Below are 781 nucleotides of genomic sequence, written 5' to 3' on the forward strand. Positions count from 1 at the left end.
CTCAAGCCGCCAGCATCGCCTGATGCTTCCCGCCCAGCCCCAGATAAGCCTCGATGACCCTGGGATCATCCTTCAACTGCGCCGCCGGCCCCTCCATCGCGATCTGGCCGGTCTCCAGCACATAGGCGTAGTCGGCCACCTGCAGTGCGGCGCGGGCGTTCTGCTCCACCAGCAGGATGGAGACGCCCCTGCGTCTGAGCTCACTGATGATGCGGAAGATCTCCCGCACGATGAGCGGCGCCAGCCCCAGGCTGGGCTCGTCGAGCATCAAGAGCTTCGGTTTGGCCATCAGCGCCCGGCCCACCGCCAGCATCTGGCGCTCGCCGCCGGAGAGGGTGCCGGCGAGCTGGCCGCGGCGCTCCTTCAGGCGCGGGAAGAGGGCATACACCTCTTCCATGGTCTGGCCGTGGTCTCGCTTGCCCATGCGGTAGCGCTGGAAGGCGCCCAGGGTGAGGTTGTCTTCCACCGTCATCTCGCCGAAGAGCTCGCGCTTCTCCGGCACCAGGTTCATGCCGCGGGCGACCATGCGCTCGACTTCCGGCACGATCTCGATGGCGCCGTCGAAACCCACCTGGCCCCGGGATTCGAGCACGCCCATGATGGCCGAGAGCATCGTCGTCTTGCCGGCGCCGTTGGGGCCGATGACGGTGACGATCTGGCCTTCGCCCACCACCAGATTGGCGTTGGTGAGCGCTTCGACCTTGCCGTAGGACACGCACAGGTCCTGCACTTCCAGCACCTTGCTGGCGGGCTGGTTGCTCGGGTTGCTTTGGCTGCCTTG

The 781-nt window shown here is 66.8% G+C and carries 1 protein-coding gene; it reads right to left on the minus strand.

The window, feature by feature from the left end:
- Nucleotide 1: 1 nt before the first annotated feature.
- Nucleotides 2–739 (minus strand): ABC transporter ATP-binding protein, encoded by a 738-nt coding sequence (locus GRF61_RS24200; RefSeq protein WP_169153164.1) that lies wholly within the window; start codon nucleotides 737–739, stop codon nucleotides 2–4.
- Nucleotides 740–781: the final 42 nt, after the last annotated feature.

This window comes from Azoarcus sp. TTM-91 (assembly GCF_012911025.1).
Classification (GTDB): Bacteria; Pseudomonadota; Gammaproteobacteria; order Burkholderiales; family Rhodocyclaceae; genus Azoarcus.